The sequence below is a fragment of the Reyranella soli genome, from assembly GCF_007992495.1.
In the GTDB taxonomy this organism is placed as follows: Bacteria; Pseudomonadota; Alphaproteobacteria; order Reyranellales; family Reyranellaceae; genus Reyranella; species Reyranella soli.
Window position 1 is genome coordinate 1 of sequence record NZ_BKAJ01000260.1, and the last position, 8,141, is coordinate 8,141.

At 61.7% G+C, this 8,141-nt stretch carries 4 protein-coding genes and 2 pseudogenes; 1 reads left to right on the forward strand and 5 read right to left on the reverse strand.

Annotated elements, in window-relative coordinates:
- Positions 1-183 precede the first annotated feature (183 nt).
- The 5 genes and pseudogenes from tnpC to RSO01_RS44780 form a co-directional block, all read right to left on the reverse strand.
- Positions 184-1,393: pseudogene (gene tnpC / locus RSO01_RS44760) on the reverse strand (IS66 family transposase); the annotation flags it as partial.
- Between the two features lie 105 nt (positions 1,394-1,498).
- Positions 1,499-1,888: an IS66 family insertion sequence element accessory protein TnpB gene (gene tnpB / locus RSO01_RS44765; RefSeq protein ID WP_373868004.1), complete on the reverse strand. Its 390-nt coding sequence runs from the start codon at positions 1,886-1,888 to the stop codon at positions 1,499-1,501.
- Positions 1,889-1,934: 46 nt separating this feature from the next.
- Positions 1,935-2,258, reverse strand: a complete 324-nt coding sequence (gene tnpA / locus RSO01_RS44770; protein WP_308933123.1) for an IS66-like element accessory protein TnpA — start codon at positions 2,256-2,258, stop codon at positions 1,935-1,937.
- 952 nt (positions 2,259-3,210) lie between these two features.
- A complete protein-coding gene (locus RSO01_RS44775) occupies positions 3,211-3,798 on the reverse strand; it encodes a hypothetical protein (protein ID WP_147157111.1) in 588 nt (195 codons plus the stop codon).
- Between the two features lie 663 nt (positions 3,799-4,461).
- Complete coding sequence (locus RSO01_RS44780) at positions 4,462-4,704, reverse strand: hypothetical protein (protein ID WP_147157112.1); 243 nt, start codon at positions 4,702-4,704, stop codon at positions 4,462-4,464.
- 1,627 nt (positions 4,705-6,331) lie between these two features.
- On the opposite strand from RSO01_RS44780, the pseudogene RSO01_RS49350 reads away from it, so the two are divergent.
- Positions 6,332-6,629: pseudogene (locus RSO01_RS49350) on the forward strand (PRC-barrel domain containing protein).
- Positions 6,630-8,141: the final 1,512 nt, after the last annotated feature.

The following is an 8,141-nucleotide window of genomic DNA, read 5'->3' on the forward strand; positions in this document are numbered from 1 at the left end:
CTTTGGTCTCACCTGAAAGCTGATCGATCGATCAAGACGTAGTCGACCACTTGAGACGTTACATGTCGGTTTGTCACACGTTACCCCCTAAGAGGTAGTCGCGAAGTATCGCCAGCCAAGGGATGGACCGCCACTGCTACAGCCGCATCGTCACTATCTGCCGAGCTTCAGGCGAGGATCTCGGACGCGGCCGTCGTCGAGGAACAGGCACAGGCCCTGCCAGCGCGACAGCGTGTAGCGGATCGCCTCGGCAAGCTTGGTCTTCTGGCTGATGAGCTGGAGCTTGGTGCGCAGCCACGGCTCAAGAGCTTCGACCAGAGGCTGCGCTCCTGGCGGACCATGCGGCGCTCCTCGGCCGAGCGACCGCGGATCTCGCCCTCGATGCGATAGAGCTCGCCGATGCGCGTCAGCGCCTCGCTGGCGATCGGAGCCGGACCAGGCGTGGCGAGCTCGTAGAACTTGCGGCGCACGTGGCTCCAGCAGAAGGCGAGCTGCACGTTGCTTTGTCTGGCCAGCACCTTGTAGCCGCCATAGCCGTCGACCTGCAGGATGCCCGTGAAGCCCTTCAGATGGGCGATCGGTCGCTCGGCCTTGCGATCGGCGGCGTAGACGTAAGCCACGCCCGGTGGATCGCTGCTGCCCCACGGCCGATCGTCCCGGGCGTAGGCGAAGAGCTGGCCGGTCTTGGTCTGTCCGCGCCCCGGATCGAGCACCGGCGCCGTCGTCTCGTCGGCGAACAGCCTGGGCGAGGCCTTCAGCCTGTCGAGCAGCCGTTCCTGCACGGGCCACGGCAGGAAGGCGGCGCGCCCCACCCAGTCGGCCAAGGTCGAGCGATCCAGGGCAACGCCCTGGCGCACGTAGATCTGAGCCTGGCGGTAGAGCGGCAGGTGATCGGCGAACTTCGAGACCAGCACATGGGCCACGGTCGCCTCGGTGGGCAGTCCGCCCTCGATCAGTCGGGCCGGCGCCGGCGCCTGCATGACCACGTCCGTGCAAGCCCGGCAGGCGTACTTCGGACGGCGCGTGACCAGCACCCGGAACTGGGCCGGCACGACGTCCAGGCGTTCCGACACGTCCTCGCCGATCCGATGCAGTGTGCCCGCACAGCACCGGCAGATGGTGCTCTCCACATCGACCACCGTCTCGATGCGCGGCAGATGCGTCGGCAGCTTGCCGCGGTTGGTCCGCCGCGGGCGGCTCGCACCTTGCGCTCGGCCAGGTTCTTCTGCTCAGCCTCGGCCTTGTCCGCTGCCGCTGCCTGCTCGGCATCCTCCAGCGCAAGCTGAAGCTGGTCTTGCGGCAAGCTCTCCGCCCGCCGGCCGAAGCGATGACGCTGGAACTCGCGGATGATCTGGCGCAGCCGCTCGCTCTCAAGCTGCTCGGCGATCAGCATCGCCTTGAGCAGGCCGGGGTCATCGGGCAGGGCATCGACTTGCGCGCTCACAAGCGCAGTGGATCACAGGCATTCGCAGCTTGCGACCGTTTTGCGCCAGCCGAGTCAACTCGCCGCTGTCGGCACTGCTATCCGTCGCGGCTCATGCACACGCCGCCAGTCGAGCCCCTCCAGCAAGGCCTGTAGCTCGGCCGCGCTCAACCGCATGATCGCATCCGCTACACCGGGCCAGCGGAACTTGCCGTCCTCCAACCGCTTGCTCACCAGCACCATGCCCGTGCCGTCCCAGAAGATCAGCTTCACCCGGTCGGCCCGCTTGGCCCGGAACACATAGACCGCTCCACAGAACGGGTCCGATCCCATGGCCTCACGCACCAGCGCCGCCAGTCCCTCCATGCCTTTGCGGAAGTCGACCGGCTTGGTCGCCACCAACACCCGAACCCCACCCGATGGAACAATCACGAGCTGGCCTTCAACGCCCGGATCACCGCCGATACGGTCGAGGCCTTCGCACCTTCGCCGATCCGCACCCGGACACCGGCTATCTCAAGCTCAATCGGTGCCAGGGCCGGCTCTGGCGTCGCTTCCGCTGCTTCCTTGGTGGCGGGGCAATCACCGCCGGCACGAACTTCGGGGTCGATTCCTCGCTCAGCTTCCGGGCCGCGCGGCGCCAGCCGAACAGCTGCTGTGGCGTCAGACCGTGACGCCGTGCGACCACAGACACGACCGCTCCAGGCTCCAGTGTCTCCGCCAAGATCCGGGCCTTGTCGTCTGTCGTCCAATGACGCCGACCACCGGCCCCGGTGATGACCTCGATCCGTTGGATCTGACGCTCAGGCTCAAGCGTAGGTTCAAGTCTAGACACAAGCCGATCCCAAATCTCGACACGGGATCATTACCCTTACAGATCACACCGCACCCTCGAAAGGTGACCTCAAGACAGCGCTTACGGCGTACACCGGTTGAGCGTCAACCATGTCGACCAGGAGGAAGAAGCCCGCATCGCCAACCGTGGCGTCCATGAGCACGATTGGGTACCGGCGTGGGAGTGGTGGGCGCAACAACGCGCGGGGAATGGCCATCAACAGCCCGTGCCATGATGCCCAAGAACTTACCTTACCAAGCGCGAGCGAGCCGGATGGAAGGATGTCATGATCTCCCGCAACGGCTCTGACCAAAACCGACTTCTGGAAGTCAGCTATGGCTAGGACTAACGTTACCATTATCGAGCGTAAAAGAGAGCTGTGCAGTGCTCGACCGAGACTGCTAATCGGCCCCGCCCGAACATCGACAGCGCCCCGGCTGGCGAGCCTTTCTCTGGCGCTGTCCCATTGCCGCGACGGCGATGCTGCGGAGTCGCTCCGGCCACCAGCTGACAAGGCAGGGCCTTGGCGGACGTACCTTATTGCACGCAAGGTCGCCGCCGGCTCGGTGCCGTGCGAACAAGGCCTCCATGGTCGCACTTATCCGCTCATTCATGAAGGCGGCGGAAATAGCAGACGCCCGGGTCGCCGTTGATGGTCTGCTGGCCCGCAGATGTGTGTCGCGTGTATTGTCCGCTGCGTCCTTGAGGGATGTCGCGAATGGTCGTGGGGGTCACCTATTTGACCTGGACCGATGACAATCTGCAGCGGCAGGTCTCATACCAAGCGCAGCGGAAAGATAAGCCGGCACGCCAGGTTGTGCGACGGATGTCGCATTCGCCGGACCCCTGAGCCATCACGGAAGTCCGTCGAGGGAGGGACCGCCCGTGACTCCGAGCGGCGGGAACGCGCGCCGAGAACTTCGCGACGTTGATGTCTCTTTTGCGTCGTGGACTAAATCCTCATTCCAAACTGAATGCTGCTCGATGCCAAAGGCGGTTGGGCCGGAAGGGCCGCTACATCCCATGGCTTCTCCATGGCGCTGTCCTGAAATCGGCGGACCGCCCTTATGCCCGCAAAAGTCAACTTCACCGAGTTGCCGTCGTGTACGACGAGCCAGCCTGCGGCCTCCGCGACCTCGAAAGTCCGCTTGAACTGGTCGTCGCGCTGAATCCCTGCGTGTTTTGCGATGTCGCCGAGCCACTTCCAGGGCATCGGTTCGTGCTGGGTGTACTCGTAGAGAGCGGAGGTGAACCGCATGGCCATGCTGTGGTCCACCTTTTCCGGTGAGGATTGGCCGCATACGCGGCTAGGTTGCTTCATCTGTGCTTTGGGACCCTTGAGAGGGCGCGGCTTGGGCAAAGGCAAAATTGGAGCCGGGAGCAAACAAGTCCTGCCCTTCGCATCCCTTCCCAGCTTTGGCGCGTCGCCCAAGAAGGCTTGCAAGGCTTCGTTGGACGGCGGTACCCACTTCTGATCAGGATACTGCTGTTCCACGTATACGGCCGAGATCTGGCCGTCCGAACTGATTTCAACGAACATATTGCCCCCCGCGCAATCGGTCCACACAGGCCAGCCCAATCCGAGCCGTCCTAGTGGGTCGTGAGGGATTCTTACAGAGGTCTAAAGAACTACCTCAGACGTCGCGAGGGAGAGAAAGCGCAGCGCGTCGCGCTCAATGGCCTTGACGGGCAGTGCGTCGTGTCGCCCGGCTTCGGTGGCGCCTCCAATTGTCGGCATGCAGGGCGTAGATCTCCTCCCATGCCTTGTCGTCGTCAATCCGTTGCACCCTGCCGAATGATGGCATACTGCGGCCTGAACCGATTGAACCTGCGACGCGAATAGGTGCCGGATCATGACCGCTCCGTAGCTGCTACCTCCGGTCTTGCCTCTTGAATGCAATTCGGACTGCGTGGCAACGAAAGCAAGGGGAACTCCATTGACGCCTCCGCCCACAAAGTCGAAGAGGGCAACCACCACGAATGAAACGAGAGAGGCTACGAACCAGCCGGCAAAGGCTGCAGGATGACGATAGACGATATCGCGCGGATGGCGGTCTCCTGCCGTGGTGCCATGCTGCTGGACTTTGTGCTAAGTGGCGCTTCTCTTGGAGCAAAGGGATCCCCCAGATTCCCTAGCAACAATCCCAAGGGGGCCGGTGGACGCCTGCATTTACTCCGGGGTGTCTGCCGGTCTTCTCGCTTCTTAGTCCTTCGACCCTGAGATCGATGACGCTGGGAATGAGCGAGCCGCCAAGTCTTCCATGACGGCGACCTCGTCCGCGAGGATATTCGATCCTGGTCCCTCCGACGGCCTGACGGCGTTGGCCAGTCGGCGCCACACGGCCGCAGCGGCTAACATCCCGGCTTTTTTATTGGGAAGGTCGGTGACGCCCGCTTTGCGCTCGCACGCTTCCGCGAGGTGTAAATAGAGTTCTTTGACTCTCATTCTGGCCTCCCTCGTCGCGGGCGGGCCGACAAACCGTACAAAATGGCGAGACTCTTAGAGCCCACCCTTGGGATGGTCGCTAGTTCCAATGCGTCAGATGAGTGAAGGTCTTTCGATCTGAGGAAGCCCGAATTGGCCAAGGCCGGGGCGGTGCCACTTGGCAGCCCCTTCCACTCCCAAGCCGTCGGCGCCGGCAGATACTCTTCAAACGACGAAGCTTTGCTCCCCATTCGGTCACCTCTCCGCCTCTCTCGAACAATAGGCCCGTTCAAAGCGAGCGCGCTCTATATCGGAAAGCCGCAGCACCGGCTGTGACAAGGTCACAGGACGACCACAGTCCGCACTTGAACTGCAAACTCAAGCCTTTAGAAGACCGCCCGGGTCGCTCGCTGCTTCGCGAGAAGCGGAATGCCCCCAGGCGAAAACACAACTGCAAAGGATCGCGTGCAATGGAAATGCCGTCAGCAATCAGATGCCCTCTCACTCTCGTAAGTCCAATCTCTAGCCAAAGAGGTAAAGCGCCTGGTGCCTTGTCTCACATGGTTGCCGCCAACTTGCGCGCCAGAGCCTTGGCACCAGTCGTCCGCGAGATCTGGGCAGAGGGATATATGAACTACAACGCTTTGGCCCGGGAATTGAACCGACGCCAAGTACCCCCGCTTCGCGGAGGCAAACAGTGGTATCCGATGACTGCTGGCAGACTGCTGGTGCGTTTGGAACGGACTGGACTCATTCGAATTCGACGTTCATCCGACCGTGACGCACTGTTCAAACTTGCCATGCGCCACCAAGAGCACGCGAAGGACGTTCTGACAGTGTAGTATCCCAGACCAGCTATGCGATCGGCTGCCCCCGATACGTCCAGCCCTCGACCACGACCTCTCACGGTTGAGGCACTTAGACACCCAAATCCCGCGGTCGCCTGGGGCATATGGCTATGGCCCGCTTGCAATGGCACCCTCCAGCCCGAGCTTGCAGGCTTGCGCGCGGAAATTGGGCGTCGTTGCCGGCAGCGTGCTCGCTGTAGCGCAGAAGGGCGACCTCCTTCTGGTACAATTGCCTAGCCTAGGCTGATTTCCCCCTTTAGGGAGCCAAGCGCCTCGATCGTCCGCCGGTGTCGGTGGGACCAATCTAACCCGGGTGAGCAGCTTGATCTGGCCGCCGTCGAGTGCAGCCAGCCAAGCCCGGGCGCCTCGTTCACTAGGCGCATGAGCTGAGGTTTTATCCACTTCGGCGGCCGAGGTGTCGTTCCCGGGACGAAGACTGAAGCATATTCGGCATTGATCCACCACTGCCGTCAACCGCGCCCGGCATTCAATCTGCGGAGAGCTAGCGTTGTCTTCTTTCGTGGTGTCGTTCCATCTATCCGCAACCCGCGCGGGCTCTAGCACTAAGGAGCGAGGCATGAACTGGGATTGGGTCAAAGGAACCTGGAAGCAACTCACCGGCAAATGAAAGAGTAGTGGGGAAAGCGGACCGAGTGGTCCGACGGCATGTAGGAAACAAAGCGGGCGTCGGCTTTGGGGCAAGAAGCCCCTCAGCTGACGCTCAGCCTCCGGCGCCGCGCCGTGAGACACTCGCAACGCTTTGTTGGGCCACGGGTTAAGAAGTGGTCGGAGGATATAAGATGGACCACAGCTAGCATGTACGATTACAGAGCAATGAACTCAACAAGCTGCCCTTAAGGGCACGGCCATTTATGGCGCAGGCGACGAGAAGGTAGGCATCGTTTCTCACCATCACGGCGCTGGGGCGGCGAGTCAGGTAATCGATGTTGGCGGCATGCTAGGAATCGGTGCAAAGCCTGTGGCCGTCCCGTCCCGGTGGCGGATTTGGACTTCATGCGCGATGAGGCCGGCGACGTTCACGCCATTACGCCTTGGACGAAAGAGCAACTCGAAGAGATGCCCGAGCATCTCGATTAATACGGGCGGATCGATCGGCAGCGCCGCCCTGCTGCCGTCGATCGGCCAAACCGTCGGTAACCGAGGCGGCAAGTGATCTCACGGAACGGCAAACGCTAGTGGGCGACGCTCGCGTACTTAACAGGCGTTATGTTGGTGGCATAGCATCTTGGCCCCGTGCCTGCCTGCACTACCCAAATGCGCTAGCGAGAAGTTGTTCGCAAAAACGTACTTTCTCGGAAGCGCTTGCGAGGCTTCGTTGGTCAGCCCATCGGCCAGGAGGCTCGCGGCGTCAGGGACCAAAGCCGGATCAGCGCCCACACAGCCCACAATCCAGCTTTGGTCCCGCCTCAGGTCTCTCTTGCATGGTGTAGATGGTAGTTGGAGTCTCGAAACCGTATGTGTGGGATTTGTCACGCCCTACCTCTTAAGAGGTAGGCGGCCCGGACGAACGGCCCGCCGGGGGGGGGCGTCGCCCGCAATTAGAGCGCGGCTAGTCACTGCTTCAGCCGAACGAGTGCCTGCTTGTCCTCGCCGTGGTGGCGTCAGCCGTCGTCCCGTCGTGTGTGGGCGACTTTGGCCGGTGAGGGGACAGCCGTCCTATTGCACAGCGCCACTCAGGCGCGCGCAGAGGCACGAACCGTGAAGGGCTCATTTTGGAAGGCGGCGCACGATCGGGCCAAGTCCTTCTCAATATGCACTCACAATGGGTTTTACTGCCGTGGTAAGTGGTTCTGCCCTGGACCCAACATAAGGCAGCGGGTCAGTCACTGTACCAAGTGAATGCGGTGGACCTACACCCCGCTGTCCACGTAGTAGCATGCTGCGGCGGCCCGCCATTTCCGAGCTGACTCCCCCAACGCTACGCTCGGCGCGGACGGGTGCGGTGCCGAGAAACCTGCGGGTGGCTAGCCGATCACGAAAAGAGAGGCTTCCGCAGCCGTCGTCGTCAAGTTGACCGTGTTAAGCTTTGCCTTCACTGCGCCAAGGCCCGCATTCAAGCTCTAGCGGGGCGAGTTGGCTCACCTACCGCTGGATGGGACGGCATTCGACTTCCCCTTGAAGGTCTTCAATGAAGTCGTGCCAGGCTCTGGGAATGCTCTCGGTCGAGGAAGCCGCCCCGCTCTGTGCGGTGATATAGAACGCATTTTGCTCCGTTCCCATCGAAGCCCACCACCCGCTAAATCGCACCGAGGTTGTCCCGATTGCATTCGCCAGCGAAGATGCTGCGCTCCTGCATCATGTCGTCATTTCCTCGAGAGCGATCGATTAGACTAGAACCACGAAAAAGAAGGCCCATCCGGAGGCGGACGGATGGGCCAGCAACACAAGACGGGCGGGTCAATGCCTTGGTGTGTCGGCAGTTTTAAACGTCAATGGAAAGTTAGCATTGCTGAGAGCGAAAAGGGTCGCACTGATGCCAATCAAAGTGCCTGTCGTGGCGCTTCTAAGGGTTGAAGGCTAGCTTCAAGCGGTGGTAGCTCGGGATGCGGGTTATCAGCGATGTACCCATTTTCGAGCGCCCAGATGGCT

Bases quoted from the DNA above. Each gene is read 5' to 3' on its own strand.
- RSO01_RS44780 (WP_147157112.1), bottom strand. From the start codon at position 4,704: ATGAGAGTCAAAGAACTCTATTTACACCTCGCGGAAGCGTGCGAGCGC.
- RSO01_RS44775 (WP_147157111.1), bottom strand. From the start codon at position 3,798: ATGTTCGTTGAAATCAGTTCGGACGGCCAGATCTCGGCCGTATACGTG.